Here is a 26058-nt window from a genome sequence, read left to right on the forward strand (position 1 = left end):
GATCTTTTTCCGAAAACCGGTTCCCACTTTTCGGGATCATGGTCTAGTCCTTCTCGACCAGTGTCAGCGAAACGCCGGCGCCATCCAGCGCCTCCCGCATCTGCGGTCCCAGTTCTCGACCGGTGAAGACGGCGTCGAACGCCTTGAGATCGGTCAGGAAATGCAGGGCGGTGCGGCCGAACTTGCCGTGATCGACCAGCAGATATTTGCGGGCGGCCGCGGCCATCATCAACCGCTTGGTATGGACCACTTCCTGGTCCTGGTGGAAGGCGGAAACGCCGTGGATGGCGGACGACGACAGGAAGGCGACATCGGCGCGCAACGATCTCAGCGTGTCCTCGGCGAGCAGGCCGAAGAAACCGTGGAATTTCTTGCTGTACTGGCCGCCGAGCGCGATCAGGGTGATACCGGCAACGCCGGCCAGATCCTGTATCACGGCCAGATTGTTGGAGATCACGGTCAGCGGGCGCAGATCCGCAAGGTGGCGCGCAATGCCGCCCGCCGTCGAGCCGTCGTCGATGATCACCGTCTGGCCCGGTTCGATGACAGCCACGGCAGCAACCGCCAGGCGCTGCTTCTCCTCGGCGGCCTGCTTTTGACGATAGCGGAAATCACTCTCGAAAAGGCCGCTCGGCTGAATCGAGGCGCCGCCGCGTATCTTGCGCAGGAAGCCGCTTTCCTCGAGTTCGTCGAGGTCGCGATGGACGGTCATCTTCGACACGCCGAAGCGCGAGGCAAGGTCATCGACACTGGCCGTGCCGGTGTCCATCAGAAAATCCATGATGCCTTGCCGCCGGCCGTCGCTCTTCATTGTCCAGCCTGTTTCCTTTAATTCACGTCGCCGCGTCCGCCGTGGCAGAAACGGCTGATAGAAGCTATTATAACAGATAAAATCGCATGCATGGCAAATTTTTTGTGATGGTGTTACGTTTCCTTGGGATATTCCTTGCTTCTGATCGCTGCCTTGTAACAAGAATTGCTCTCGCCGGCATGGCCAGAGGTTGCGGTTCTCCGGAAATCCGGCCAGAAGCATCAATGGGCTGAATGACGACCGGACAGCTCGCAAACCATAGGCTTGAAACCAAATACGGGAGACCATTGGGTGGCTCGCATCACATTGAGACAATTGCTCGACCATGCCGCCGAACACGGCTATGGCGTGCCTGCCTTCAACATGAACAATATGGAACAGGGCCTTGCCATCATGGAGGCGGCCAAGGAGACCAAATCGCCTGTCATCCTGCAGGCGAGCCGCGGCGCCCGCGCCTATGCCAACGACGTCGTGCTGGCCAAGCTGATCGACGCGCTGGTCGAGATCCATCCCGATATCCCGGTCTGCATGCATCTCGACCATGGCAACAACGAAGCCACCTGCGTGACCGCGATCCAGCACGGCTTCACCTCGGTGATGATGGACGGATCGCTGAAGGAGGACGGCAAGTCGCCGGCCGATTACGACTATAATTCCGGCATCACGCGGCGCGTCGTCGACATGGCGCATTGGGGCGGCGTGTCGGTGGAAGGCGAGATCGGCGTTCTCGGATCCCTGGAGATGGGCGGCGGCGAACAGGAAGACGGCCACGGCGTCGAGGGCACCGTCAGCCATGACCAGTTGCTGACCGATCCGGAGCAGGCGGTGCAGTTCGTCAAGGACACGCATGTCGATGCGCTGGCCGTCGCCATGGGCACCAGCCACGGCGCCTACAAGTTCTCGCGCAAGCCGGACGGCGCGGTGCTCGCCATGAACGTGATCGAGGAGATCCACCGCCGCCTGCCGAACATGCACCTGGTCATGCACGGCTCGTCCTCGGTGCCGGAAGAGCTGCAGGAGATCATCAACAAATATGGCGGCCAGATGAAGCCGACATGGGGCGTGCCGGTCGAGGAGATCCAGCGCGGCATCAAGCACGGCGTGCGCAAGATCAACATCGACACCGACAACCGCATGGCGCTGACCGGCGCGATCCGCAAGGTGCTGACCGAGAACCCGAGCGAGTTCGATCCGCGCAAATATCTGACGCCGGCAATGGCCGCCATGAGGAAGCTGTGCAAGGAGCGCTTCGAGCAGTTCGGCACCGCCGGCAACGCCCCCAGGATCAAGCCGCTGCCGGTCTCGGAAATGGCCAAGCGATACAAGTCGGGCAGTCTCGACCCGAAATTCGGCTGAGTGAGGCTCCCCCTCATCCGGCCGCTTTGCGGCCACCTTCTCCCCGCTGGGGAGAAGAGGCTTAGCGCCAACGCCGGCGATCTCCTCTCCCCTCGGGGAGAGGTCGGATTGCCCCGAATTGCCCTTTGCAATTCGGCTGGCAATCCGGGTGAGGGGGGATTCGCCGCCGGTTCTATCCTGTTCGCGGCAAAATCGCCGCCCTGCCGGTCTCGATGAACGGCGCCCAATAATCGACCGACTCGCGGATCATCGCGACGACCTGGTGGTCGACCGGCTCGCGTTCGCGGAACGACAGTTCGAGGCAGATCTCGTTGTCGACGCCGCCGCCGCGGCGAACCGTCTCCAACAATTTTTCCGGTGTGATGCGGCCGTCCTTGTTGTAGGCGGCGATGAACGGCCAATGGCCGCCCTTGTTCATCGACGACTGCTTGATGTGGATGATCGGCGATACCGTGGGAAAGGCTTCGGCCCAGGCATAGGGGTCGATGTCGTCCGGATTGCTCGAGGTGACGTCGCCATGGTCGATATCGACCATCATCTTCAGCGGGATGGCCATGCCGGCCGCTTCGATCTCGTTGTGCAGGGCCCGGCAACTCTCGATCGTATGGCCGAGTTCGCGGCCGACCGACATCGGCTCCCAGAACAGATAGGTCAAACCGGCCGCCCTGGCGTGCTCGGCGACGTCGCGCCAGCATTCCAGCGCGATGTCGAAAAGCCGCGCGCGACGCTCGGGATCGTCAAAATCCCGGTGCGTGAAGATCGCGAACTGCGTGCCCATGCCGCTGGCGCCGAGCTCGGCCGAAATGTCGGCAAAGGTCTTGAACCAATCGACGTAGTAGCGGCGCACGTCGGCGTCGGGATGGCCGAAATGGTTGAGCCGCCCGTAAGGGCCGGTCATCCCGGACGTCACGCGCACGCCGGTGCGGTCGAGCGCCGTGCGGAACAGGCGGACGAATTTCGAGATCGTCGCCGCCGGCCAGCCGGGATTGACGAATTCATGCGTGAGCTGCACGTCCCGGATGCCGATGTCGTAGGCGATCGCGTCGATCAGATCGTCCGGTTCGGCAAAACGGTTGACCAGCGGATTGGTGTTGAGGGAAAGCGTAAAAGTCATCAGCCTGCCCTCACCAGTCGGCCAACGCACCAGTCCTCGAAGGCGGCTCTTTCCGCGGCGGACAGATGCAGGCCGTGCTTGGTGCGCCGTTCGAGAATATCGGCAGCGGTCAGCGCCCATTCATGCTCGAACAAATAACTGGCTTCGCGTTCGAAAAAATCCTTGCCGAAGCACCGGCCCAGTTCGGTGAGCGACCTGGACGCACCGACCACAACGCGCGTCCTGGTGCCGTAGAGCCGGCCATACTGCTTGACCAGCGATGCCGGCATCCAGGGATATTCGCGGCCGAGGTCGCCGAGAAACTGCTCGAAGTCGGCGTTGGCGATATCGCCGCCCGGCAGATGTCCTTTCGACGTCCACGGCTTGCCCATTTTCGGAAAGAACGGCGCGATCCGGTCCAGCGCATGCTCGGCCAGCTTGCGGAAGGTGGTGATCTTGCCGCCGAAGACGGAGAGCAGCGGCGCCTGCCCGGATGATGCGTCGAGTTCGAAAATATAGTCGCGCGTCACCGCGCTCGGATTGTCGGCGTTGTCGTCATAGAGCGGCCTGACACCCGAGAACGAGTAGATGACATCGTCGCGGGCAAGTTCGCGCTTGAAGTAGCGGTTGACCACCTTGATCAGGTAGTCGATCTCGCTGGCATCCGCCGCTACGTCTTCCGGCCGCCCCTCATAGGGAATATCGGTGGTGCCGATCAGGGCCAGATCGTTCTGGTAGGGATTGATGAAGATCACGCGCTTGTCGCTGTTCTGGACCAGATAGGCCTGCCGCCCTTCCCAGAATTTCGGCACGACGATGTGGCTGCCCTTGACCAGCCGGACATTCCGCTTGGAGTTCTGACCAGCCACGCGGTTGATGATGTCGTTGACCCAGGGACCGGCGGCGTTGATCAGCGCACGCGCCCGAACCGTGGTCCTGACGCCGGTTCGGCTGTCGCGCATCTCGACCGACCACAGGCCGTTTTCACGGCGGGCGGCGGTGCAGGCGGTCCGGGTGAAGATCCTGGCTCCCCGTTCCGCAGCATCGAGCGCATTGATGACGACGAGACGGGCGTCGTCGACCCAGCAATCGGAATATTCGAAACCGCGCTTGAACGCATCCTTGATCGGTGCGCCTTCGGGCGCGGTGCGCAGGTTGAGCGTGCGGGTGCCCGGCAGCCGCTTGCGGCCGCCAAGATGATCGTAGAGGAACAGACCGAGCCGGACCAGCCAGGCCGGCCGGTCGTCCGGGCTGTGCGGCAGCACGAAGCGCATCGGCCAGATGATATGCGGCGCCGATTCAAGCAGCACTTCGCGTTCGATCAGCGCCTCGCGCACCAGCCGGAATTCGTAGTATTCGAGATAGCGCAGGCCGCCATGGACGAGCTTTCCCGATCGCGAACTGGTACCTTCGGCGAGATCGTCTTTTTCGCACAGGATGACGGAAAGCCCGCGGCCGACTGCGTCGCGCGCGATGCCGGCGCCATTGACGCCACCGCCGATGACGAACAGATCGACGATTTCAGTGGCGCCGCTCATCTCGCCGGATCCTCTATGCCTGGATTGCGTTTCATGGCTGCCGCGACCTTCAGCACGGGTTGACCGGCGGGAGCCCGACGATGAAGCGGCGCACCTCTTCGGCCGCTTGCTCGGCCGCATAGGTCACCGTGCGCACGGAAGCGCCGGCGATATGCGGCGTCAAGGTGACATTCGGAAGCTGCAGCAGCGGCCAGTCGGCAGGCACCGGCTCGACCGCAAACGTCTCCAGCATGGCGCTGCCGATATGGCCAGAGACCAGCGCATCGTAGAGCGCGTCGTAGTCGACCAGCGGCCCGCGCGCGGTGTTGACGAAAATCACCCCCGGCTTCATCCGGGCGATGGTGTCCTTGTTGATCAGGCCGCGGGTCTCTTCGGTCACCCGGGGATGAAGCGTCGCCACGTCGGAGCGGGACAGGAGATCGTCGAGCGCGACCAGTTCGACGCCGTCATTGCGGTCTTCGGCGCTCAGTTGCACATAGGGATCGGTGACCAGGATGCGGCAGCCGAAGGCGCGCAGCAGGCGGACAACCTTGGTGCCGATATTGCCGTAGCCGATGACGCCGACGGTCATTTCGTTGAGCTCGCGGCCGGTACGGTCGGCCCGGTAGAGATCGCCGCGCCATTCCCCTTTGCGCAAGGCCTCGTGCCCGACCCGGATCAGCCGCGTCTCGGCAAGGATCGCGCCGATGGTGAACTCGGCCACAGCACTTGCATTGCGGCCGGGCACATTGACGACGGTGATGCCGTGGGCCCTGGCGGCAACCATGTCGATGTTGATCGGGCCGCCGCGCGAGACCGCAACCAGCTTCAGCGCAGGCAGACGCTGCATCATGGTCTCGGACAGCGGCGCAAGCTGGGTGACGAAGATCTCGGCGTCGCCAATGAAATCGACCACCTCGTCCGGATCGCCAAAATACTCCTTCACCTTGTCGAGGCCGAGCGCCGCGTTGCCGAATTCCATCGGCTCGTCGGGCCAGGCCGCCTCAAGGGTGCGAATGTCGAGATTGGCGCCGCAGGCCTTCTCGATTTTCTCGCGAAAGACCTCGGGAAGCATGAAGCGGTCGCCAATGATTGCAATCTTCTTACGCATGCTCGACTTCTCAGTTTGACCTGGACGCGGCCATCGACCGCCAGACCGGCCGCAGCGCCTCATGCGCCAATGTGTAGGACGGAATCGCCCGCTCATAGATCGCGGCAAGTTTTCGGTCGCTCGGTTCCGCCGCACCCAGCAGCGGCGTGACCCATTCGCCGACGCATTCGTCCATCGAACTGTATTGGCCGACGCAGACCGCAGCGATCATCGCGGCGCCCGCGGCACCGGCTTCCTCGCGTTGGCTGGTGCGAATGTCGGCGCCGACGACAGCGCCGAGGATCTTGCGCAGAGCCGGGCTTCTGGCGGCGCCGCCGGTCAGCCGGATTTCGCTCGGCAGCGGCCCCATGGCGGCGTAGCAATCGCGCGACGCGAATGCCAGCCCCTCAAAAACAGCGCGAACCATATCGGCATAACCGTGCCGCGACGAAATGCCGACGAAACCGGCCCTGGCATTGGCATCGACGAACGGCCCGCGCTCGCCGGCCTCCGACACATAGGGCTGATAGAGCAGCGAGGCCGGCTCCGATGACGATATCCATTCGTCGACCAGCGCGATCATCTCGCCATTGCTGCGGGTGATGCCTTGCGAGGCGAGTATGCCGGAGGCGAGGCCAAGGATCCAATCGATGTTGAGCGTCGCTGCCATGTTCGACTGCATCTGCGCAAAGACGCCGGGCGCCGGCATCGTCATCGTGTAGCCGGTCCTGGCCTCGTTGAGCAGCACCTCGTCCGGCGTCTGAGCAAGCCGCATATGCATGCCGGTGGAGCCGATGATCGAGCAGCCAGGCTTGCGCTCGCGGTCGAGCAGGCCGGCGCCGAGCGCGGTGCAGGCCACGTCGACATAGGCCAGCACCACCGGCGTACCGGAAAGCAGCCCGGTCGCTTCGGCAGCCGCCGCCGACAGGCCGGCGCTATGCCTGGTGCCGTCGACGATCGGCGGCAGCAGATGCCTGAGGTCGGCGACGCCGAGCACCTCAAGCACCTCGTCGCAATAGAAGCGGGTGCGGAAGTCGCCAAAGGTGAAGGTGCCCTCGGAAGGATCGGTGGCGCGTTCGCCGGTCAAGTTGAAATAGAGCCAGTCCTTGCAATGGAACGCTGTCGCGGCGCCGGCAAGCCTGTCAGGCGCGTTGCGCTTCATGAAGGCAAGCTGCGGCCCCTGCTGGCAGGCGGCGAGCCCGCTGCCGGTCTTTTCGAAACGAAGCCGGTCATCGGGGCGCGCGCGGATCTCCTCGACGATGGCGGCAGCGCGCGCGTCGAGCCACAGCCAGCCCTTGGCGACCGGGTCACCGTCCTTGTCGATCAGCCAGGTGCCGTCGCCCTGCCCGGTCACGGCGATCGCAATGATGCGGTTGGCGAGGTCCGGCACCTTGTCGGCAAGCTGGCGCAATGTGGTCGCGGTATCGGTCCAGGTGCGTGCCAGATCCTGCTCGGCGCCGCCGCCCGGCAAGGTCTCGTACCGGTTCGGCACCGCCGCGGCCGCGAGCTGCCGGCCCGCCGTGTCGAAGGCGACGGATTTGATGACAGACGTGCCGGCGTCGATGCCGATCAGCACATCCCGCATCAGGCAAGCTCCATGCCGTGCGAAATGGCCATGCCGCTGGACTGATCGAAGACGTGCAGATTTTTCGGATCGATGCTGATGTTGATCGGCGCGCCAAGCTCCAGCCGGGTCCGGTCATGTTCGACCAGGACCAGCGAGCCGCCGGCGAAATCCGCCGCGATATGGGTCTGGTCGCCGAGCCATTGGTTGGCCGAAACCGTCGCCGGCACGCCGTCCTTCGAGCGGCGAACCGCATAGGGCCTGACACCGATGACGACCCGCTGCCGTTTGAGCAATTCGTCGCGAACCGAGCCGCTGAACGCGTCCTTGTCATAGTCGAGTGAAAGCCCGTCGGGCAGCCGCAGATTGATCTTGTCGGCGGCCGTGCCGACATAGGCCTCGAAGACATTCATCGGCGGCTCGCCGACGAACGTGCCGGTGAACAGGTTGGCCGGCCGCTGCTTGAGCATATCGGGCGTATCGAACTGCTGCAGCACGCCGCCTTCCATCACCGCGATCCGGTCGGCCAACGCGTTGGCCTCGGTCTGGTCGTGAGTGACCAGGATCGCGGTCAAGCCGCGCTCCTTGATGAAGTGCTTGATGCGGCCGCGCAGCACCGCGCGAAGCTGCGGCTCGAGCTGGCCCATCGGTTCGTCCAGCAGATGCAGGTCGGCCTCGCGGATCAGTGCCCGGCCGAGGCTGGCGCGCTGCTGCTGGCCGCCGGAGATGGAACTCGGATAGCGCTCAAGAATGTCCTCGATCTCGAGCAGCTTGGCGATGCTGGCAACTTTCGCGTCGACCTGACTTTTCGGCAGCCTGGCCGCCTTCAGCGCAAACGCCATGTTCTCGCGCACGGTCAGCGGCGGATACAGCGAATAGCCCTCGAACGCCATCGCCACATTGCGCTTGACCGGCGGCAGCGTGTGCACCTTGCGGCCGGCAACCGAAATGCTGCCGCGCGAGACCTCTTCGAAGCCGGCGATCATGCGCAATGTCGAAGTCTTGCCGCAGCCGGACGAGCCGAGCAGTGCGACGATCTCGCCCTTGTCGATTTCCATCGTCAGATTCTGAACGGCGTGCACACCTCGGTCGATCGGGCCGTAGAATTTGTCGACGCCGGAAATGGTGAGTGCGCTCTGGCTCATGCCGCTTCTCCGCTGCGCAAATTGACGACGTTTTTCGAGCCGATACGGTCGCCACTGGCACGATCGAACAGCAGGGCGCTTTTGCCGTCGACGGCGATATGGGCCCTGCCCTCGGTTTGACCCGCTGTTCCGGCCGGCCGGGAAACCAGGATTTCGCGACCGCGCACGGTGCGCACCAGCGTGACGATCTTTTCGTTGAGCGGCGTCTCCGCCTCGACGGTCACCGGAATGGCAGCAGGTGTTCCTTCGTCGACGAAGCGCAGCGCTTCGGGCCGCAAGCCGATCACGCAATCGCGGCCGACCGTGGCGTCATAGGCGCCGGTCAGATGGACCTGGACATTCGACAGGCCGACATAGATGCCCTTGGCATCGCGCGACGGCTTGACGTCGAGCAGGTTGATTGTCGGATCGCCGAACAGCCGCGCGATCTCGATGTTGGCCGGCTCGCGATAGATCTGTTCGGGCGTGCCGAGTTGCTTGATGACGCCTTGCGACATCACCGCGATGCGATCGCCGAGCGCCATGGCCTCCTTGTAGTCCTGGGTGACGTAGACGACGGTCGCACCGCGATCTGCCAGCAGCCTCGGCAGTTCGAGCCGCATCTCGAAGCGCAGTTTGGCATCGACGTTGCGCAGCGGATCGTCGAGCAGCAGCACCGGCGGCGAGCCGACCAGGGCGCGGGCGAGCGCGGTGCGCTGCTTCTGGCCGTTGGACAGCGCCCGTGGCTTGTGGCTGAGCACGTGGCCGATCTTCAGCAGCTTGGCGACGCTCTCGACACCCGCCTTCATCGCGCTTTGCGACGATCGCTTGGCCTGAAGCGGCGTGGCGATGTTGTCGAAGGCGGTCATGTGCGGAAACAGCGCGAAATTCTGGAATGCCATGCCGACGCCGCGGAACTCGGCGTCAAGATCGGTCATGTCCTCGCCGCCGATGAAGATTTTTCCCTCATCAGGGTCGATGACGCCGGCGACGAGCCGCAGCAGCACCGTCTTGCCGGCGCCGGACGGTCCGAACAGGACCAGGGTTTCGCCGTCGGCGACGCTCAACGACAGATTGTCGAGCACAGTCTGGCTCTTGTAGCGCTTGACGACATTTCGCAATTCGAGGCTGGCCATCGGGAGCTATCCTTTCACCGCACCGAGCGACAGGCCTTCGACGAGATAGCGCTGCGCGTAAAGGGCGAGCGCCAGCGTCGGGGTGATCGACAGCACGATCGCTGCCGAGATCTGGCCGTACTGGATGCCGGAGGAGGTGATGAAGGCGAGCGCGCCGACCGTCACCGGCTGCTTGTCGGCCGAAGCGAGCACGAGCGCGAAGATGAAATTGTTCCAGGCGAAGATGAAGGCGAGCAGGCCGGCAGCCGCGATGCCGGGGCCGGCGAGCGGCAGCGCGATCTTGCGGAAGGTGGCGAACCAGGAATGGCCGGCAATGCGATAGGCGTATTCAATATCGGCCGGGATGTCCTCGAAATAGCCGCGCACGATCCACAGGATCAGCGGCAGGCAGATCAACTGATAGACCCAGATCAGCCCGATATAGGTGTTGGCCAGTCCAAGCTTCTGGAAATAGAGGGTGAGCGGCAGCAGTACCAGCAGCGCCGGCGCGAACCGGAACGACAGCAGCGTGAAGGCGATGTCCTCCGAGCCGCGGAATTTGTGCCGGGCAAAGGCGTAAGCGGCGGGGACGCCGAGCAGCAGCGCGACGGCGACCGAGGTGACCGACAGGAACACCGAATTCCACAGGTTGCGCATGAAGGCGATGTCGAGCGTGCCGGCCGCCGTTGTCAGCTTGCCGGTGATCAGCGCGGTGTAGTTGGCCAGCGTCGGCTTGAAGACAAGCTGCGGCGGAATCCGCAGGATGGTCTCGTTGGTCTGAAACGACATCATGAGGATCCAGACGATCGGGAACATGAAGAAGATCACGACCAGCGTCAGCGCTATGCCACGCAGGATGCGTTCGAGAAGCGAGGTGTGTTCCATCCCGGCCTCCTATGCCAGGCCGCGGGCGCGTTCGCGCAGCCGCAGCCAGTTCTTGATGAAGATGTTCGAGAGGAAATAGGTGATCGCCCACAGGATGATCATCAGCGCCGCCGAGCGGCCGACATTGGTCGACTGGAAGAAGTTGAGGTAGGCCTCGACCTGGAAAACGGTCAGCGTGTCGCCCGGACCGCCTTGGGTCATGGCATAGATGATGTCGAACTGCTGGATGGAATCCAGCAGGCGAAACAGCGTCGCCGTCAGGATGTAGGGCGTCAGCATCGGCAAGGTGATGCGGAAGAACACGAAACTCCGCGGCACGCCGTCAAGTGCCGCCGCCTCGAAGGGCTGCGTCGGCAGGCTGCGCAGGCCGGCAAGCAGCAGGATCATGATGAAGGGCGTGTAGACCCAGATATCGACAAGCACCACCGTGAAAAGCGCGGTCGACGGCGACGAAGCCCAGCGGAAATCCTGCAATCCGATCAGGCTGGCGAGGTAGCTCAGCACGCCAAAGCCGGGATTGGTCATCAGCTTCCACATCAGCGCGGCAAGCGCCGGCGCCGTCATCAGCGGCATCAACAGCATGATCGAGATGAAATTGTTCAGCGTCGAGCGCTTCTGCAGCAGCATGGCGATGCCGAGACCGAGAAGCAGTTCGAGCAGCACGGTGATACCGGCATAGAGCAGCGATATCTCCAGCGTGTTCCAGAACCTCGGGTCGGTGAAAAACGAGATGTAATTGTCGCCCCAGTTGAACTGCCGCGCCCAGGGCTGGCTCAGCCGATAGCGCTGGAACGAATAGACGACCGACGTGAAGAACGGGATCAGGATGCCGATGCAGACGAGCAAGGCCGGCAGGCTGAGCACATAGGGCAGCACTTTCTTGCTGATCCTGAAGCCGGAAGGCCTGTTTCTTTGCATTGTCGCCGTAGTCATCGTGGCTCACCCGTCATCTCTGTTGCTTCGCCCTGCCGGCCGCCCAGGGAGCTAGGCGGCCGGTTGGGCGAGTGGCGGCACCGCCGTTGTTTGAACATCGGAATTTCCCAAAACCGATTTGGGTCCGATGCTCCAGGCGCCGCTTCGCAGTGGAATGGCCGGCTGGCCCGCAGCAGCGGGCCGGCCGGCCGCCAGGACTCAGCCGAGCCCGGCTTCCTTGAGCTGGCCGTCGACGCTGCTGGCCAGCATGTCGAGGCCTTCGTCGACCGGCACTTCCTTGGCCACCATCTTCTGCAGCGTCGCCGCCCATTCGGTGGTCAGATCGAAGAACAGCGGCTGCGGGGTGAACTTGATGCTGGCGCCCGGCGCCGAAACGTCGAACATCTCGACATAACCCGGATAGCTCTTGTTCAGCTTCTCGCGGAACATCTGGTCGTTCCAGACCGACTGACGCACCGGATTGACGAAGTCCATCTCGGTCGCACCGAACAGTGCATGCTCGGGCCCGGATGCCCATTGCATGAAGTACCAGGTGGCGTCCTTGTCCTTCGAGAAATTGGACATCGACAGCGACCAGATCCAGATGTTGGGCGTCGGAGCCTTGGCGGCGGGATTGGCCTTGAAGGCGGAGAAGGCGAGCTTGCCGGCCATCTTGTTGTCGCCGCCATTCATAAAATAGCCGAGGATGTCGGCGTCGAAGATCATCGCCGAGGCGCCGGCGCCAAGATCGGTGCCGACCTGATACCAGGTGTAGGTCGACCAGTCCTTGGGGCCGCTCTCCTGAATCATCTGGACCCACTGCTTGTGGAAGGCCTTGGATTCGGCGGTGTTCATCGCGGCCGACAATTTGCCATCAGCCGAGACGTTCAGGTCCTTCTGGTCAAAGTTGGCATAAGCCGACAGGAAGCCGGGATGGATCGTCGCCCAGGAGCGCGAGCCGCGCACGCCGATTCCGTAGACGCCGCCGCCGACATCCTTGGTCAGCTTGGCCGCCGTAGCGACCATCTCGTCCATATTGCCGGGAACGCTGACCCCGACCTTGTCGAACATGCCCTTGTTGTAGGTGATGTTGTTCTGTTCGAAGCCCCACGGAATGCACCACTGCTTGGCGTCATCGGAACCGAGCACGCCGCCGGGCTGGCCGTTCCAGGCGCAGGACTTCCTGACACCGGGCAGGAAGTCGTCCCAGGCATAGTTCACATTGGTCTTGGTCGGATCCTTGATCCATTCGTTGAGGTCGGTGATCCAGCCGGCCGGGCCGTAGGTCCAGGTCATGTAGGCGCCGGTCATGAAGGCATCGTATTCAGGCGAGCTGGCCGACAGCGCAGCGGTGACCTTGTCGAAATAGACATCCTCCGGGAAGACGTCGTAGACGACTTCCATGCCGGTCAACTTCTTGAAGTTTTCAAGGTTGGCAATCATCGCATCGGCATAAGGATGCTTGTTGAGCAAGAGCTTGATGGTCTTGCCCTTGTGCGCCTGCCAGTCGAAGTCCGCCGCCAGCGCACGGGTCTGCCCCAGATTGAGCAGCGTTCCGGCCGTGCCGGCGGCAAGGCCCATCGCGCCAAGGCCCTTGATCAGCCCACGACGATCGACTTGTCCGCGCAGGAACGCGTCGATCAGGTCTTTTTCTTTCTCATGCATTTGTCTTCTCCTCCACAGGGTAGTTTCAATCGAATGGCTGCCGGCTACCCGACCGGCGTCTGCTCCACGAGTTTTCGCGCCGTCCGCTCATCGGTGACCAGGCCCTTGAGATAGCGACCCTCCAACACGGATTTGATGGCACGAACCTTCACCTTGCCGCCGGCAACGGCGACAATCCTGCGATTGCTGATGTCTTCGCGCGCCAGTGCCAGCGCGCGGTTGGAAAGCGTCGTCTCGACCGCCTTTCCAGCGTCATCGAAGAAATGGCCGAGCAGTTCGCCGACACCGCCGTTGCGGCGGATCTCCTCCATTTCGCCCTTCTCGATCATGCCGGTGGCGACCAGCGACGCCTCGCGCTCGGCAGTGCCGATGCCGGCGATGAGCAGGTCGGCGGACTTGCCGAGATCGAAAACCTCGCTGATGCCCTTCTGCCCGAGCAGCACGGTTCGATCCTCGACCGTGTTGGCGAACATCGGCACCGGCATCACATAGGCTTCGGCGCCGGTCCGTTCGGCCAGGCGGTGAATGACGTCGTGCGGATTGGCTGAGAACTTGCGCGTCAGGCCGCCGAGCAATGAGACGAATCGGGTCTTTTCGGCCGATATGCGCGGCAGATATTCGACGCAGGCGGCGAGCGTGCGGCCATGGCCGACGCCGATCAGCGTATCCTCGCCGCGTTCGATCTCACGCTTGAGGAACTGCGCGCCGGCGATGCCGAGCGCCTTGAGCGGCAAGTCCTCGCCATCGAAGTCGGGAACGACCTCGCAATAATCGAGGCCGTAGCGGCTGGACAAATCGTCTTCAAGCGCGACGCATTCCGACACTTCGCCGTCGATATAGACTTTGACCAGCCCTTCCTGATTGGCCTTGGTAATGAGGCGATGTGCCTTGAGGCTGGTCAGGCCAAGCCGCTTGGCGACCTCCGACTGGGTCAGGCCGCCAGCATAATGGAGCCAGGCGGCGCGCGTCGCCATACTGGTTTCATCGTCGCGCAGGAGGCCGTTTCCAAAACCAACCATTTCCGCCCTAAGATATTTTTATCAGGTGATGCAAAATTTTTCACAAGGTGTCGCAGGAGTCAAGCGCCGCAGCGTTCAAATCACCTTGAGAGGGCAAAAAAGGCCTGCTGAAGCAGCCATCGTGCAGGGCGGTGCCAGTCTGAAATGCGCCGACCGTATCGAGCGGCCAACCAAGTCGCATCTGGTGCTGGTCACCGACCTCTACGAGGGCGGCAATGGCCAGGAATTGCTGCGGCGGCTGGCGGCGCTGGTTCGATCCGGCGTCAATGTCGTCGTGCTTCTGGCACTGACCGACCAAGGCCGGCCCGGCTATGATCCGGCAATGGCAGGTTCGGTTGCCGCACTCGGCATTCCGGTCTTCGCCTGCACGCCGGATTTGTTTCCAGAGATGATGGCGGCGGCATTGCGCCGGGAAGATATCGGCGCCTGGGCCGCGGGCGCCGACATCAAGCTGGTTCGCGCCGAGACCGAGGCGCCAAGGGCGGACGACTGAGCCCCATGTTCCAGAGGGTTGCCGAACTCCTGTCGCGGCTGGAAAGCGGCTGGACAGGTCAGCGATTGTGGCCGGCAGTTCCGCTATTTCATGTCCTTCAATTCCGCATGCGCCACGGCGATGCGAGCGGCAAGCGCGGCGTTGTTGCGGACCAGCGCGATGTTGGCCTTCAGGCTGCGGCCTTGCGAAAGCTCGTTGATGCGGGCGAGCAGGAACGGCGTCAGCTCCTTGCGTCCGATGCCGCGTTCTTCGGCTTCCGCCACCGCTGCCGTGATCATGCCGTCGATGAAGGCCGGATCGAGCGCATCCACTTGCGGAATTGGGTTGGCGACGAGGATGCCTGTGCCCGAGCCGATCTGCTCGTGCAGCAGCATGGCCTGCGCAATGTCCTGCGGCGTATCGAGGCGGTGATCGGCTTTAAGTCCGCTGGAGCGCGTATAAAAAGCCGGAAAGTCGTCGCTCTGGTAGGCAATCACCGGCACGCGCTGGGTCTCCAGATATTCCAGCGTTTTTGCAATATCGAGGATCGATTTCACGCCGGCGCAGACGACGGTCGTGCCGGTCTGGCCGAGTTCGGTCAGGTCGGCCGAAATATCGAAACTGGCCTCGGCGCCACGATGCACGCCGCCGACGCCGCCGGTCGCGAAAATACCGATGCCAGCCAATGCAGCGATCCGCATCGTCGCCGAAACCGTGGTCCCGGCCGAGCCGCCGCTCACCATGATGGCGGCGAGGTCGCGCCCGGACGCCTTGACCACGTCCTTTGCCGCTGCCAGTTGCTCCAGCTCGCGGTCATCGAGCCCGACCTTGATCTTGCCGGCAACCACCGCGATCGTGACGGGCACGGCGCCATTCTCGCGCACCATGGTCTCGACGCCGCGGGCAGTCTCCAGATTGGCCGGATAGGGCATGCCGTGGGTGATGATCGTCGATTCCAGCGCCACCACCGCGCGGCCTTCACGAAGTGCTGCAGCGACTTCGTCGTTCAGATGGAGAAGGGAAGGTTTCATCGTCGTTTCGCTTTCAGGGTTCGACTCGCGTTCAGGCGGGAATGCGGTACATGCCGGCGGTGAGGAAGCGCGGCGACAGATCGGGATGGACGCTGGATTCGCTCTCGGTGGTCAGCGTGGCGAGCAGCGCCCCGGTGCGCGCCGCGTCGAGCACGGGATCGCCCGAAAGCACCTTGTACATGGTGCCGGCAATCATTGCGTCGCCGGCTCCGGTGATGTCGACGGCGCGGGCCGAGACGGAACGCATCGTTGCCACGCCGCCTTCGGTCGCGACCGCAAATCCGTGCGCGCCCATGGTCACGATCACCTCGCTGGCGCCGGCCGCGCGCAGCGCCGCCGCGGCCTCTTTCGGCTTCAGCCGCTTGTCGGCATCGGTGATGCCAAGCATCGTATTGGCCTCGTCATGGTTGGTGAATAAAAGGTCGATGCCGGTCAGGTCCTTCGGCAGGCGCGCCGATTTCGGCGACGACACCGTGTCGATGGCGAGCTTGAAGCGCGCGCCTTGCTTGCGTGACATCAGCGCCGCGATCGTCGCGGCCGGCAGGTTGCAGTCGATGAACACCCAATTCGCCGAAGCCAGATGCGGCCAGAAACGGTCGAGACAGGATGGCGAAAACAGATCGAAGATCTCCATGTCGGCGATGCCGAGCACGAGATCGTTATTGAGGTCGAGGATCGCTGCATATTCCGCGGTCGGCCGCTCCGTTGACGTGATGACCTGGCTGACGTCGGCGCCGAGGTCGCGCAGATGCCGCACCAGCGAGCGGCCGGTCTCGTCGTCGCCGACAATCGAAACGAAGCTTATGTCGACGCCGAGGCGGACAAGGTTCTCGGCGACGTTGCGGGCGACGCCGCCGAAGCTGCGGTAGCCGGCGACCGGGTTCGACGTCCCGAAGATCAGATCCTTCCTGGCGTGGTACTTGCGGTCGAGGACGGCGCCGCCGATGCAGATCATGCGCTTGGAGGCCGGCAAGACATAGCCGCGGCCAAGAATGTAGCCCTTGTTGACGAGCTGCACGATGTGGGCCGCGACGGTCGAGCGGGCAATGCCGAGCGCGGTCGCTATATCCTGCTGGCCGGCGAACGGGTTCGCCGCGATGAGATCCAGCACTGCCTGTTCCTGTGCTCCAAGGTCGTCCATCGCCTCACCCCGGTCCGCGCAATTGATGCTGAACCTTGATCAACAACAGATGATGTTGTCAACATTTGTTTGGCTGGCGAGCCTGTCGATGCCAGTCGCTGGTACTGGTCAACGCCCGGCGCCGCATCACATTACTTGTTGCCGATGGCAAGATGTTTGAAAGCAAGCGGATGAATGAACAGGAGTTGATGGCGGAGCTGGAGCGGTTGGTTTCCGAGGATCGGAACCCGAGGACGATGGATATCGACCTGCTGCCGACCATCGAGATCCTGCGCCTGATCAATGACGAGGACAGCGGCGTTCCGGCCGCCGTCGAGAAGGTCATTCCGGAAATTGCTGCCGCGGTAGACCGGATCGTTGGTGCGTTTCAAAAAGGCGCGCGGCTTGTCTATATGGGCGCCGGCACGAGCGGCCGGCTGGGGGTTCTCGACGCCTCGGAGTGTCCGCCAACATTTGGCGTGCCCGAGGGCATGGTGCTCGGCCTGATCGCCGGCGGCCCGAATGCGCTGGTGCGGGCTGTGGAAGGCGCCGAGGATGATCCGCAACAAGGCATCAAGGCACTGCAGGACATCAAGTTGACCGCCGACGATGTGGTGGTCGGCATCGCGGTCAGCGGCCGCACACCCTACGTCATCGGCGGCTTGACCTATGCAAGGCAGGTCGGAGCAACGACGGTGGCGCTTTCCTGCAACCCCAGGTCAGTCATTGCCGGCATTGCCGACATTGCCATCTCTCCGCTTGTCGGCCCCGAGGTTCTCGCCGGCTCGACCCGGCTGAAGTCGGGAACCGCGCAAAAGCTGGTTCTCAACATGTTGACGACAGCCAGCATGATCCGGATCGGCAAGAGCTATCAGAACCTGATGGTCGACCTCAATCCCAGCAACATGAAGCTTGTCGCCAGGGCGGTCGGGATCGTGATGCAGACCACCGGCTGCACAGCGCAGCAGGCACGACGGGCGCTCGACCAGACCGGCAAAGACGTCAAGCTGGCGATACTGGTGACAATCACCGGGATGGGCATCGAAGAGGCGCGCAAGGCGCTCGACAATGCGGGCGGGTTTTTGCGAAAGGCGATCGGCGAAAAGACGCTGTGAAGCTGTCTGGATACCGGTATACCAGTATCCAGGATGGACCGACTTCGACAAAGGCAGGGCATGGGACCTTGCTCACCAAACGGATCCATCCGACACATCCGTTTCGACAGCGCGGGATTATCGAGATTCGCCCATCGGTCGGCGATCGCGTCAACGGAGCCTAACAAATGATGATTGCGAAAAGTGGCGAACCAATCTGGGCAGTCGGCCTGATGACCGGCACCGTGCTGGACGGCAATATCGATGTTGCGCTGATCAAGACCGACGGCGAGCGGATCGAGGATTTCGGCACCTACACGCTGGCGCCCTACCCCGGCTCGATCCGGACGCTGCTGGAGGAGACGCTGGATCAGGCCAGGGCGTGGAATTTTTCCGGGCCGGAACCGGCGATCTTTCGCGACGCCGAAGAAGCGCTGACGCGCGCCCAGTCGGCAGCCGTCAGGGATCTGGTCGAAAGCCACGGGCTGACGATGGCCGATATCGGCGTCGTCGGCTTCCATGGCCAGACCGTGCTGCATCGCGCCCCGCAATCCGGCCGGCTCGGCCAGACCCGCCAGCTCGGCGATGGGGCTTTGATGCATGCCATACTGGGGACCAAGATCGCCTATGATTTCCGTTCGGCCGACATGCGCGCCGGCGGGCAAGGGGCGCCGCTGTCCGCGGCCTACCACGCCGCGCTGCTGCGCGATGCCGATATCAGCGGCGACACGGCGGTGCTCAATCTCGGCGGCGTCGCCAACATCACCTGGTGGGACGGCAAGGACAATGTCGTCGCCTTCGACACCGGACCGGCCAATGCGCCGTTGAACGATTTCATCAAGGCGAAAGGGCTGGGCGACATGGATCGCGACGGCGCGCTGGCGCGGACCGGCACCGTCGACGAAGACCGGCTGGCCAACCTCCTGCAGCATCCCTACCTGGCCAAGCCCTATCCAAAGTCGCTTGACCGGTTCGATTTCGGCGCGGCCATGGCGGACGGGATGAACGCTGAGGACGGCGCCGCACTGCTGACGGCCTTCACCGCTGCGGCCGTCGGCAAGGCGCTCGACCTCCTGCCGCACCGGCCGAAGCGTCTGGTGGTCAGCGGCGGCGGCCGCCACAACCCGACGATCATGGCCATGCTCGCCAGCCGCGCCGGCGTCGAAGCGGTGCCGGCGGAGGCGCTCGGCTGGAAGGGTGACGCGGTCGAGGCGGAGTGCTTTGCCTTCCTGGCGGTTCGCGTGCTCAGGGGCCTGCCGATCAGTTTTCCGACCACCACCGGTGTGCCGCAGCCGATGCGCGGCGGACGCCTTGCCGGCTGATCAAGCCAGCAGTTTCTTCTGCAGGAAGACGCGGCTGCGACCGGCGGGAAAATCGGGAAGCACGCCGAACAGCCGATACCCCTGACGCTCATAGGCCTTGGCCGCCTGGGGATTGAAGGTGTCGATCAAGGCGCCATGACAGCCGCGTGCGACGGCCTCCTGTTCGGCTGCGTCCAGCATCCTGCCGGCCATGCGCTGGCCGCGCAGTCGCTCATCAACCCACAGCCATTGCACATAGAGCCAGCCCCAGGCGGTATATCCCGAGATGCCGCCGACAACCGCACGGTGCTCATCGCGCACGAACACCGCGAGCACCTTCCTGTTGGCCGGACCGACTTCGCTGTCGTTGAACGCGCTGAGCCGCTCCCCGAGAAAAGCGAGTTCTTTCGGCGAAGGGTCGGCGGTGGTTTCAAGCGTCATGTTCATCGCTTGTCCAGACAGGCTCACAGCCGGATACCCGTATACAGCGCTTTGTGGCACTTTCATTTTGCATTATCGAAGGAAAGGCGGGGAGCGCAAGCGCTGCCGCCGCGTGGCTCCGCGACTACACGGGCCGCGGCGAATGCCACGCCGCCGCCGCAGCGGCAACCAGCATGAGCAGCGCGGCGACCACTGCTGATGCCGCAAAGCCGAAGCTGGAATAAAGCGGTCCGAAGGCCGTGGTGCCGACAAACACCGCGAGATAGGTCACTGCGCTGTTCAGGCCCATGATCGTGCCGCGCCGCGCCGGATCGAGCGCCGAGAGGCGCATCACCAGGACGTTCAGCCCGAAATGATTGCCAAGGCCCCAGAGCGCGACCATCGCGATGGTCAGATGGAAACTACTGCCTGCCGCGGCGAGCGCGACATAGACGGCCGCGACGAGGAGATAGGCGAACGGCATGACACGTCGCGCGCCAAGCCGATCGATCACGCCGTCAAGCAGCGCCGCCATGCCGAAGCCGGCGCCATAAGCGAGCGCCGCCAAGCCGTTGGCGCTGACCGGCCGCCCCAAGCCGTTGTGAAGGTGATCGCCAAGATAGCCATAGACGCCGTAGAAGGCGGTCATGAAGGCGCCGCAGGCGACCAGGAGCGGCACTATGCCGGGAACGGCCAAAGCGCCGAGCGGCGTCGGCGCCGGGCCGCTTTTCCTGACGTCGCTCAACGACGTCAGCGTAAGGCCGGTCAACGCGAGCGCCGCAAGCACCGCAACCGCTGCGAAAACGGCGCGCCAATGGACGAGGTCGGCAAGCACCGCCGACAATGAGACGCCGGCGACCATGCTCAGGGTCCAGCCGGTCAGCACGACGCCGATGGTTCCGCTTTCGCGGCCAGGCGGCGCGATCGCCGCGGCGCTGGCATAGATTGCCGGCATGGCGATACCGGCGGCGATGCCGGCGACAAGCTGGGCTGCAACCAGCGTCGTTACCGTCGGCGCGGCGGCGCTGGCGAGAAGCGCGACCGCCAGCAGCAGCAACGCCCCTTGCAGCATGCGGCGGGCGCCGAGCCGATCGATATAGCGGGCCAGGAACAGGGCGCTTGCCGACGTGCCAAGCCCGAACGCAGCGGACGCGATCATGACGGCCGGCACGCTCGTCGCAAACGATGCGGCCACCGCCGGCGCTATCGGACCGAGAACCAGCGAGTTCGAGCCGATCACCGCGATGCATCCGGTCAAGAGATAGGCGAGCGCCGGGATAGGCGGCCTTGCCGTCAATGTTGCGACTTGATCACTGTTCGACATATGCCGATAATCGCCGTATTAAATTCTGTATCAATAAGGAATTTCACCATGGATGAAGAAACAGATGGCATTCCGCAGAACAGGCCTACTGGCCGCGATGTCGACGCGACCGACCGAAAGATATTAGGCGTTCTGGTCGACGACGCCACGGTCAGCTATGCCGAACTCGGTGATCGTGTCGGCCTGTCGCCGCCGGCAGCGCATGAACGGGTGAAGCGGCTTCGGCGCAGCGGCGCCATTCGCAACACCGCGGCGATCATCGATCCCAAGGCGGTGCGCAAGCCGTTGCTTGCCTTCGTGCACATCGACACCAAGGGCTGGGGAAAGACCCCCGAACTGATGGCGATCTCCGAGCACCCCGAAGTCGAGGAGATCCATTCGGTGGCCGGCGACACATGCATGCTGATCAAGGTCCGCACCGAGGACACAAGGGCGCTCGAAGGGCTGCTGTCGCAGCTTTACGAAACGCCTGGCGTGACCTCGACGCGAAGCTATGTGGTTCTGTCGACCTATCTCGAGCGGCCGGTGCAGCCCGGGATCACGACCGAATGGCCAGCGCCCCGGCACATGGCCAAGCCGCTGTATTAGGGCCGTCCAGTCAACCAAGCTCCAGGGTGGTTATCGCAAAGACACCCGACTGCGTGAGCTGCGGCGCTTTTCCCCTATACATTCGAGCCGTCTCGAAGCCCGGTTGAAGGCCAGCGGACGTCAGCCTGGCTGCAAATTGCCCGCTGGTCTCGGGAACGTCGAGATGGACATTGCCGGGTCCCGAGGCGTTGGCGAGCGCCGTGAAAAGGCGACTTGCCGCGTCCAGGCTGTTGGCAAAGAGCGGCCCGATCTTGCAACCGTCACGGCATCGGCGCGCGACGCCATATCCCTCAATCGCGCCGTCTTTGACGATCGCAAGCGCGATGTGCGGCGGGCGCAGCCAGTGTTCCAGGAAGGATTGCCTCGGAGCGGGAAAGAAGCGGCTGTCGTAGTCCAGGACATCGGCTTCCGGGCCCATGACGCGAATGTCGCTGTCGGCAGTTGCCGGACCGTTCGGCGATCCGACGAACCGGATCGTCCGGTAGACCGGCGCAAAACCCATGCTGCGGTAATTGGCCTGCTGTTCGACGACACCATCGAGGCCGACCGTACGGTCGCCGAGCCGCGCCATGCCGGCATCCCAGACCGCCTTGCCATGGCCCTCACCGCGCCTGTCCGGCCGACAGATGTAGAGGCCGATGAAGCCGAAATCCTCGCCATAGGCCACTGCCGAAATACCGGCCACCATCTCGCCATCGACAAAGGCGCCGATGAAGCCCTCTGGATCCGCCGCATGGAACGCCACGGCATCGCCGAGGCCCGGATTCCAGCCCTCTGCTGCCGCCCAGTCGACAAGGATTTTTACGTCTTCAAGTGCGAGCGTTCTGATCGTTCGGCGCATTGGCTCATTCGGCGGCTACGGGTTCGCGGGCGAAGGATTTCAATGCGCCAAGATAGGGCTTTGCCAGCGGGTTTGCATAGGCGCCACGCTTGGACGTCGACAGGCCAAGCGCGATCAGGGCCTCGGCCTGCTTGACCGCGGCGCCGACGCCGTCGATGACCGGAACGCCGAACTCCCGCCGCAGCGCGGCGGCGAGATCGGCCATGCCGGCGCAGCCGAGCACGATGGCCTCGGCGCGATCCTCGTCGAGCGCGCGCGCGATCTCGCCGCGCAGCTTCAGGATCGCATCGGAGGTTGGGTCTTCGAGCGCAAGAACCGGAATGTCGGCAGCGCGCACGCGTGCCCGTCCTGCCATGCCATAGCGCTGCACCAGCGCTTCGACCGGCACGCGCGAGCGCTCGGTCGTGGTGACGACGGTGAAGCGCTGGGCGATGAACGACGCCGTGCTGAGCGCTGCCTCGCAGATGCCGATGACCGGAATGTTGGCCATGGCGCGCGCCGCATCCAGGCCGGTGTCGTCGAAACAGGCGATGATCGCGGCCTGCGCGCCCGAGCGTTCGCCGGCGGCGATCTCGACCAGCAAGCCCGGCACGGCGATCGCCCTGCCCTGGCCGCTGGCCGCAAGCGAGGCCCCGCCCGGCACATCGAAGACAACCATGCCGTCGCGGCTGCCGCTGACGCGGCCGGAGACGACGTTGTGATCGCCCATGAAGCGGGCGACGAACGCGGTGGCCGGCCGCTCGAAGACGATGCGCGGATGCGCCGCCTGCTCGATACGGCCGTCATTCATGACCACGATCAGGTCGGCGAGCGCCATCGCCTCCTCCTGGCTGTGGGTGACGTGGACGAAAGTGATGCCGAGCGAGGTCTGCAGCTTCTTCAGTTCCGCCCGCATGCGGATCTTCAGGAATGGATCGAGTGCCGATAGCGGCTCGTCGAGCAGCAGCGCTTCGGGGTCGGTGATCAGCGCGCGGGCCAGAGCGACGCGTTGCTGCTGTCCGCCCGAAAGCTGCGCCGGGCGGCGACCGGCGTAGCCCTCCATCTGCATCAGCTTCAGCATATCGAGCGCCCTGGCGCGGCGCTGTTCCTTGCCGACGCCCTTCATCTTGAGGCTGAACGCAACATTGTCGATCAGGTCGAGATGCGGAAACAGCGCGTAGGACTGGAACATCATGGCGGTGCCGCGCCTGGCCGGCGGCAAGTCGGTGACCACCGTGTTGCCGAGACGCACGTCGCCGCTCGATATGCTTTCGTGGCCGGCAATCATGCGCAGCGTCGAGGTCTTGCCGCAGCCGGACGGCCCGAGCAGGCAGCAATAGGTTCCCGCTGGGATTTTCAAGCTGATGTCTTCGACGGCAGTCGTTGCGCCATAGATCTTCGAAACGGACACGATGTCGATTTCGGCGGCTTTGGACATCCGGCTTCCTCTCTAAATCAACTTAAGCAAAGCATCATGCATGCCAGTTGCCCCAGATCGGCCTCAAACGATTGATTCCTTGGGAAAATTAGAATTGCCTCCGGCTGCCCCTCGAAACGGCATGCCTGAGAATGCACAAATTATAGGCGATCGCCAGCGATTCTCGCAAAAATCGTATGCAATCTTTTTCGGCATCGTATTCACTTTGTCCCTCGTGCAAGCGACCCGATTCAGGATAGAAAGGTGCAGGGACCACCATCATGAATATAGCCGACCAGACTTTCCCTGCTGTCGACAGTGCCAACGAGGATCGCGCCCAGGCGATCCGCGACCAGTTGCGCGACGCGATCGTCGACCGCCGGCTGGCGCCCGGAACCAAACTGTCGGAAGGCGAGGTCGGCACTTTATTCGATGTCAGCCGCACCGTGGCGCGCGCGGCGCTGCAGATGCTCTCCTTCGAAGGCCTGGTACGGACCGAGCGCAATCGCGGCGCCTTCGTCGCCAACCCGTCGCCGGAGGAAGCGCGCCAGGTCTTTGCTTCGCGCCGGCTGATCGAGCCCGGCATAGCGATTGCCGCAGCCGGGCGGATGACGCCGGACCATGTCGCTGCCTTCAAGGCGCAGCTCGATGAAGAGGGCCGCTTCATTGCCGAACGCGGACCAAATGCAAGACGCTCGGAAATCAAGGCTTCGGGCGATTTTCACCTGCTGCTGGCTTCGGTTGCCGGAAACGCCATCCTCCAGCGCTTCATGGAAGAACTGGTGGCGCGGTCATCGCTGGTGATCGCGCTCTACGGCCGCTCGGGCGTCTCGAGCTGCGGCCATAGCGAACACTTGAATATCCTGGAGGCGCTGGAAAATGGCAATTCCGAACGCGCCAGCGCCCTGATGCTGCATCACATCGATCATATCGAGGCCGACCTCGATCTGCGTGTCAGGAGCGGTCCGGCGCTCAGGCAGGCGCTCGAGTTCTGACGCTCATTTCGACCGGAGGGACGCGAATACCGCGCCCCTCAAAGCCGTTGGGCTCGGACCTTCAGGATCTGGTACAGCAAGTCGCGGACGCGCCGCAGCCTCATCGACCATTTCTGGCTCATCTGCTTTCCAGTTCTGTTCGCCGACTGCCTACGTCTCAAAAAGCTTGGGCCGCCATGGCCATTCCAACCAGCGAGGTGGCGATTCCAGCGGTGCGGACCGTCGTCGGCCAACGAGCCAGCTTGACAGCGGACAGAATGCCGATTGCATGCAGCATCGACGTGGCGAGCATGAAGCCAGCGGCGTAGGCGATGCCGCCGGCGCTCTCGGGACTCTCAAGGCCGTGGGCGTTGCCGTGGAAGAGGCCGAACAGGGCCGTCAGTGCCGCCGCGGCGGCCAGCGGCAGCGGCTTGGCGAGGCCGACCATCGCGCCGAAGACCACGAGCGACAGCGCGATGCCGGTTTCAAGCGAAGGCAGGCCGATGCCGGCCATGCCGAGCAAGGCCCCTGCGACCATGGCCGAGACAAAGAACAGCGGCACAAGGACAATGCTGCGCCCGCCGGCACGGGCTCCGATCATGCCGACTGCAACCATTGCGAGCAGATGATCTATGCCGAACAGCGGATGTTCGAGGCCGGCGAAAAAGCCGTGGACGTGAGCGCCGCCGCTATGGGCAAACGCCAGCGACGGTGTGACGGCAGCGAGAGCTGAAAGGATGCCAAGTCTTGCCAATGTTTTCATGCTTGCGGAAGTTTTCATGGTTGTACCTGCTCTATGAAAGTGACGGGTTTGGTTTTCAGTGCCCGGGAACGGCGAATTGCGAAGCGGCGGAACGGTCTGCGAGGGCGCGCGCCGCGGCGAAGCCGAGCGGCTTTTGCTCAGCGCCATCGTGATAGATGAAAGCGAGGCGGCGGCGGTGCGATGTCAGGCGCGCCGGCAGCGGGTGATAGGCGACGCCGGTGCCGCCGACGAGCGGCATGACCGCGCCGACGTCGACCAGGTCCTCGGTCTCGACGCGCAAGAGATGAAGCCGCACGCCGTCGGCCCTCTCGCCGACAAAGGGTATGCCGGCCAGGCGCAGAAAGCTGGATGGGTCCGGCGCCCGCGCAAAGCCTTCGAGGAAGGCGGTTTCGACAAGGTCGAGGTCGACCGATGCGGGATCAAACGGCAACTCGTGAGCCTGGTCCGGCAGATGCGGCGTCTGCCATTGCAGCGGCTTGCCAGCAGGCCCGTTGTGGCCGGGGGCGTGCGGATGGTCATGATGACCGTTCGGCCCGTGGTGGCCGTCGTCATGGCCATGACTGTGGTGATGATCGTCGTGCAT

24 protein-coding genes and 1 pseudogene are annotated in these 26058 nt (G+C 63.7%); 6 read left to right on the plus strand and 19 right to left on the minus strand.

All coding sequences use genetic code 11. From position 1 onward, the window contains the following. Positions 1 to 43: 43 nt before the first annotated feature. Positions 44 to 811 carry a DeoR/GlpR family DNA-binding transcription regulator gene (locus AC0L2A_RS18655; protein ID WP_023800192.1) on the minus strand — a complete coding sequence of 256 codons (768 nt, stop codon included), beginning with the start codon at positions 809 to 811 and terminating at the stop codon, positions 44 to 46. Between the two features lie 291 nt (positions 812 to 1102). Between AC0L2A_RS18655 and fba the strand changes: the two genes are divergently transcribed. Next, positions 1103 to 2167, plus strand: coding sequence for a class II fructose-bisphosphate aldolase (fba, locus tag AC0L2A_RS18660; RefSeq protein WP_473494042.1), 1065 nt, complete (start codon positions 1103 to 1105; stop codon positions 2165 to 2167). 172 nt (positions 2168 to 2339) lie between these two features. On the opposite strand, the gene AC0L2A_RS18665 is transcribed toward fba, so the two are convergent. The 10 genes from AC0L2A_RS18665 to AC0L2A_RS18710 all read right to left on the minus strand — a co-directional run bounded on the left by AC0L2A_RS18665 (position 2340) and on the right by AC0L2A_RS18710 (position 14151). Then, the gene (locus AC0L2A_RS18665) at positions 2340 to 3281 is read right to left on the minus strand and encodes a sugar phosphate isomerase/epimerase family protein (RefSeq protein WP_473610013.1); all 942 of its coding nucleotides are present in this window, start codon (positions 3279 to 3281) and stop codon (positions 2340 to 2342) included. Then, entirely contained in the window at positions 3281 to 4798 is a 1518-nt protein-coding gene (locus AC0L2A_RS18670) for a glycerol-3-phosphate dehydrogenase (RefSeq protein ID WP_473610014.1), read from the minus strand. Before AC0L2A_RS18670 ends, AC0L2A_RS18665 begins: the two co-directional genes overlap by 1 nt. Before the next feature lie 49 nt (positions 4799 to 4847). Next, positions 4848 to 5888, minus strand: a complete 1041-nt coding sequence (locus AC0L2A_RS18675; RefSeq protein ID WP_473610015.1) for a 2-hydroxyacid dehydrogenase — start codon at positions 5886 to 5888, stop codon at positions 4848 to 4850. A gap of 10 nt (positions 5889 to 5898) precedes the next feature. Further along, positions 5899 to 7452, minus strand: a complete 1554-nt coding sequence (locus AC0L2A_RS18680; protein WP_473610017.1) for an FGGY family carbohydrate kinase — start codon at positions 7450 to 7452, stop codon at positions 5899 to 5901. Next, on the minus strand, positions 7452 to 8576 hold the full coding sequence (locus AC0L2A_RS18685; RefSeq protein ID WP_287172282.1) for an ABC transporter ATP-binding protein: 1125 nt from the start codon (positions 8574 to 8576) through the stop codon (positions 7452 to 7454). The genes AC0L2A_RS18680 and AC0L2A_RS18685 overlap by 1 nt, the downstream gene beginning before the upstream one ends. Continuing rightward, on the minus strand, positions 8573 to 9691 hold the full coding sequence (locus AC0L2A_RS18690) for an ABC transporter ATP-binding protein (RefSeq protein WP_027152564.1): 1119 nt from the start codon (positions 9689 to 9691) through the stop codon (positions 8573 to 8575). Before AC0L2A_RS18690 ends, AC0L2A_RS18685 begins: the two co-directional genes overlap by 4 nt. 6 nt (positions 9692 to 9697) lie before the next feature. Next, positions 9698 to 10555 carry a carbohydrate ABC transporter permease gene (locus tag AC0L2A_RS18695; protein WP_023800184.1) on the minus strand — a complete coding sequence of 286 codons (858 nt, stop codon included), beginning with the start codon at positions 10553 to 10555 and terminating at the stop codon, positions 9698 to 9700. 9 nt (positions 10556 to 10564) lie between these two features. Then, positions 10565 to 11488, minus strand: a complete 924-nt coding sequence (locus AC0L2A_RS18700; protein WP_091599904.1) for a carbohydrate ABC transporter permease — start codon at positions 11486 to 11488, stop codon at positions 10565 to 10567. Positions 11489 to 11686: 198 nt separating this feature from the next. Beyond that, on the minus strand, positions 11687 to 13132 hold the full coding sequence (locus AC0L2A_RS18705; protein ID WP_128167495.1) for an ABC transporter substrate-binding protein: 1446 nt from the start codon (positions 13130 to 13132) through the stop codon (positions 11687 to 11689). 44 nt (positions 13133 to 13176) lie between these two features. Beyond that, positions 13177 to 14151, minus strand: a complete 975-nt coding sequence (locus AC0L2A_RS18710) for a sugar-binding transcriptional regulator (RefSeq protein WP_287341386.1) — start codon at positions 14149 to 14151, stop codon at positions 13177 to 13179. A 145-nt stretch (positions 14152 to 14296) separates the two neighbouring features. On the opposite strand from AC0L2A_RS18710, the pseudogene AC0L2A_RS18715 reads away from it, so the two are divergent. Further along, positions 14297 to 14644 (plus strand): annotated as a pseudogene (locus tag AC0L2A_RS18715) (VWA domain-containing protein); the annotation flags it as partial. Between the two features lie 83 nt (positions 14645 to 14727). Here AC0L2A_RS18715 and AC0L2A_RS18720 read toward each other — a convergent pair. Together AC0L2A_RS18720 and AC0L2A_RS18725 are read right to left on the minus strand one after the other, a co-directional pair. Further along, a complete protein-coding gene (locus AC0L2A_RS18720; protein WP_473610018.1) occupies positions 14728 to 15654 on the minus strand; it encodes a pseudouridine-5'-phosphate glycosidase in 927 nt (308 codons plus the stop codon). A gap of 31 nt (positions 15655 to 15685) precedes the next feature. Next, the gene (locus AC0L2A_RS18725; protein WP_473610019.1) at positions 15686 to 16795 is read right to left on the minus strand and encodes a carbohydrate kinase; all 1110 of its coding nucleotides are present in this window, start codon (positions 16793 to 16795) and stop codon (positions 15686 to 15688) included. 170 nt (positions 16796 to 16965) lie between these two features. On the opposite strand from AC0L2A_RS18725, the gene murQ reads away from it, so the two are divergent. Together murQ and AC0L2A_RS18735 are read left to right on the plus strand one after the other, a co-directional pair. Further along, positions 16966 to 17889 (plus strand): N-acetylmuramic acid 6-phosphate etherase, encoded by a 924-nt coding sequence (murQ, locus tag AC0L2A_RS18730; RefSeq protein ID WP_473610049.1) that lies wholly within the window; start codon positions 16966 to 16968, stop codon positions 17887 to 17889. Positions 17890 to 18059: 170 nt separating this feature from the next. After that, the gene (locus AC0L2A_RS18735; protein ID WP_473610050.1) at positions 18060 to 19190 is read left to right on the plus strand and encodes an anhydro-N-acetylmuramic acid kinase; all 1131 of its coding nucleotides are present in this window, start codon (positions 18060 to 18062) and stop codon (positions 19188 to 19190) included. Here AC0L2A_RS18735 and AC0L2A_RS18740 read toward each other — a convergent pair whose 3' ends face one another. Together AC0L2A_RS18740 and AC0L2A_RS18745 are read right to left on the minus strand one after the other, a co-directional pair. Beyond that, positions 19191 to 19616, minus strand: a complete 426-nt coding sequence (locus AC0L2A_RS18740; protein ID WP_023800170.1) for a GNAT family N-acetyltransferase — start codon at positions 19614 to 19616, stop codon at positions 19191 to 19193. It abuts the gene before it with no gap. Between the two features lie 118 nt (positions 19617 to 19734). Next, the gene (locus AC0L2A_RS18745; RefSeq protein WP_473610021.1) at positions 19735 to 20913 is read right to left on the minus strand and encodes an MFS transporter; all 1179 of its coding nucleotides are present in this window, start codon (positions 20911 to 20913) and stop codon (positions 19735 to 19737) included. Between the two features lie 48 nt (positions 20914 to 20961). Between AC0L2A_RS18745 and AC0L2A_RS18750 the strand changes: the two genes are divergently transcribed. Next, the gene (locus tag AC0L2A_RS18750) at positions 20962 to 21501 is read left to right on the plus strand and encodes an Lrp/AsnC family transcriptional regulator (protein WP_473610022.1); all 540 of its coding nucleotides are present in this window, start codon (positions 20962 to 20964) and stop codon (positions 21499 to 21501) included. A 10-nt stretch (positions 21502 to 21511) separates the two neighbouring features. Here the strand turns inward: AC0L2A_RS18750 and AC0L2A_RS18755 are convergent, their stop codons facing one another. Together AC0L2A_RS18755 and AC0L2A_RS18760 are read right to left on the minus strand one after the other, a co-directional pair. Then, positions 21512 to 22342 carry a GNAT family N-acetyltransferase gene (locus AC0L2A_RS18755; protein ID WP_473610024.1) on the minus strand — a complete coding sequence of 277 codons (831 nt, stop codon included), beginning with the start codon at positions 22340 to 22342 and terminating at the stop codon, positions 21512 to 21514. 4 nt (positions 22343 to 22346) lie between these two features. Then, positions 22347 to 23759, minus strand: coding sequence for an aspartate/glutamate racemase family protein (locus AC0L2A_RS18760; protein ID WP_473610025.1), 1413 nt, complete (start codon positions 23757 to 23759; stop codon positions 22347 to 22349). A 260-nt stretch (positions 23760 to 24019) separates the two neighbouring features. On the opposite strand from AC0L2A_RS18760, the gene AC0L2A_RS18765 reads away from it, so the two are divergent. Beyond that, entirely contained in the window at positions 24020 to 24733 is a 714-nt protein-coding gene (locus tag AC0L2A_RS18765) for a GntR family transcriptional regulator (RefSeq protein WP_473610027.1), read from the plus strand. Positions 24734 to 24890: 157 nt separating this feature from the next. Here AC0L2A_RS18765 and AC0L2A_RS18770 read toward each other — a convergent pair whose 3' ends face one another. Beyond that, positions 24891 to 25493: a HupE/UreJ family protein gene (locus tag AC0L2A_RS18770; protein WP_473610028.1), complete on the minus strand. Its 603-nt coding sequence runs from the start codon at positions 25491 to 25493 to the stop codon at positions 24891 to 24893. Between the two features lie 37 nt (positions 25494 to 25530). Continuing rightward, a complete protein-coding gene (locus AC0L2A_RS18775) occupies positions 25531 to 26058 on the minus strand; it encodes a hypothetical protein (RefSeq protein ID WP_473610030.1) in 528 nt (175 codons plus the stop codon).

This window comes from Mesorhizobium sp. WSM4844, assembly GCF_055811775.1.

Coding starts and splice junctions, on each gene's coding strand:
- AC0L2A_RS18655 (WP_023800192.1), bottom strand. CDS start 811: ATGAAGAGCGACGGCCGGCGGCAAGGCATCATGGATTTTCTGATGGAC.
- AC0L2A_RS18775 (WP_473610030.1), bottom strand. CDS start 26,058: ATGCACGACGATCATCACCACAGTCATGGCCATGACGACGGCCACCAC.
- AC0L2A_RS18765 (WP_473610027.1), top strand. CDS start 24,020: ATGAATATAGCCGACCAGACTTTCCCTGCTGTCGACAGTGCCAACGAG.
- AC0L2A_RS18760 (WP_473610025.1), bottom strand. CDS start 23,759: ATGTCCAAAGCCGCCGAAATCGACATCGTGTCCGTTTCGAAGATCTAT.
- AC0L2A_RS18740 (WP_023800170.1), bottom strand. CDS start 19,616: ATGAACATGACGCTTGAAACCACCGCCGACCCTTCGCCGAAAGAACTC.
- AC0L2A_RS18750 (WP_473610022.1), top strand. CDS start 20,962: ATGGATGAAGAAACAGATGGCATTCCGCAGAACAGGCCTACTGGCCGC.
- AC0L2A_RS18745 (WP_473610021.1), bottom strand. CDS start 20,913: ATGTCGAACAGTGATCAAGTCGCAACATTGACGGCAAGGCCGCCTATC.
- AC0L2A_RS18725 (WP_473610019.1), bottom strand. CDS start 16,795: ATGGACGACCTTGGAGCACAGGAACAGGCAGTGCTGGATCTCATCGCG.
- murQ (WP_473610049.1), top strand. CDS start 16,966: ATGAATGAACAGGAGTTGATGGCGGAGCTGGAGCGGTTGGTTTCCGAG.
- AC0L2A_RS18735 (WP_473610050.1), top strand. CDS start 18,060: ATGATTGCGAAAAGTGGCGAACCAATCTGGGCAGTCGGCCTGATGACC.
- AC0L2A_RS18700 (WP_091599904.1), bottom strand. CDS start 11,488: ATGACTACGGCGACAATGCAAAGAAACAGGCCTTCCGGCTTCAGGATC.
- AC0L2A_RS18690 (WP_027152564.1), bottom strand. CDS start 9,691: ATGGCCAGCCTCGAATTGCGAAATGTCGTCAAGCGCTACAAGAGCCAG.
- AC0L2A_RS18755 (WP_473610024.1), bottom strand. CDS start 22,342: ATGCGCCGAACGATCAGAACGCTCGCACTTGAAGACGTAAAAATCCTT.
- AC0L2A_RS18720 (WP_473610018.1), bottom strand. CDS start 15,654: ATGAAACCTTCCCTTCTCCATCTGAACGACGAAGTCGCTGCAGCACTT.
- AC0L2A_RS18680 (WP_473610017.1), bottom strand. CDS start 7,452: ATGCGGGATGTGCTGATCGGCATCGACGCCGGCACGTCTGTCATCAAA.
- AC0L2A_RS18685 (WP_287172282.1), bottom strand. CDS start 8,576: ATGAGCCAGAGCGCACTCACCATTTCCGGCGTCGACAAATTCTACGGC.
- AC0L2A_RS18670 (WP_473610014.1), bottom strand. CDS start 4,798: ATGAGCGGCGCCACTGAAATCGTCGATCTGTTCGTCATCGGCGGTGGC.
- AC0L2A_RS18665 (WP_473610013.1), bottom strand. CDS start 3,281: ATGACTTTTACGCTTTCCCTCAACACCAATCCGCTGGTCAACCGTTTT.
- AC0L2A_RS18770 (WP_473610028.1), bottom strand. CDS start 25,493: ATGAAAACTTCCGCAAGCATGAAAACATTGGCAAGACTTGGCATCCTT.
- AC0L2A_RS18705 (WP_128167495.1), bottom strand. CDS start 13,132: ATGCATGAGAAAGAAAAAGACCTGATCGACGCGTTCCTGCGCGGACAA.
- AC0L2A_RS18710 (WP_287341386.1), bottom strand. CDS start 14,151: ATGGTTGGTTTTGGAAACGGCCTCCTGCGCGACGATGAAACCAGTATG.
- AC0L2A_RS18695 (WP_023800184.1), bottom strand. CDS start 10,555: ATGGAACACACCTCGCTTCTCGAACGCATCCTGCGTGGCATAGCGCTG.
- AC0L2A_RS18675 (WP_473610015.1), bottom strand. CDS start 5,888: ATGCGTAAGAAGATTGCAATCATTGGCGACCGCTTCATGCTTCCCGAG.